The organism is Nocardioides malaquae, assembly GCF_015070385.1.
In the GTDB taxonomy this organism is placed as follows: Bacteria; Actinomycetota; Actinomycetes; order Propionibacteriales; family Nocardioidaceae; genus Nocardioides; species Nocardioides malaquae.
In genome coordinates this window covers 1-243 of record NZ_JADCSA010001006.1, presented here as the reverse complement: position 1 = coordinate 243, position 243 = coordinate 1, and the positions used below count along the sequence as shown (strand labels likewise).

1 protein-coding gene is annotated in these 243 nt (G+C 49.8%); it reads right to left on the bottom strand.

Annotated elements, in window-relative coordinates:
* Window positions 1–243 (bottom strand): hypothetical protein (locus tag IEQ44_RS16410; protein ID WP_227487707.1); only part of this gene is annotated, 243 nt, incomplete at both ends.

Sequence of the window (243 nt, the reverse complement as noted above, 5' to 3'; positions counted from 1 at the left end):
AATCACATTCAGCAGGCTGGTGGAGCGCATACCGAATCGTTGCTCGTATTGATAAAACAGCTTCATGATCACCACAATCGATACCAGCGACAACAGCAGCGAGATAGTAAACAACCAGGCACCGACCGCCAGAACGGTAAGCAAAGAAGCCATCAGCAGATGGTGGCGCAACGGCACCTCTTTAACACAGGTCATTATTGTTGCGCCAAACCATGCGCCAAGGCTGTAATAAGGCAAATTGCG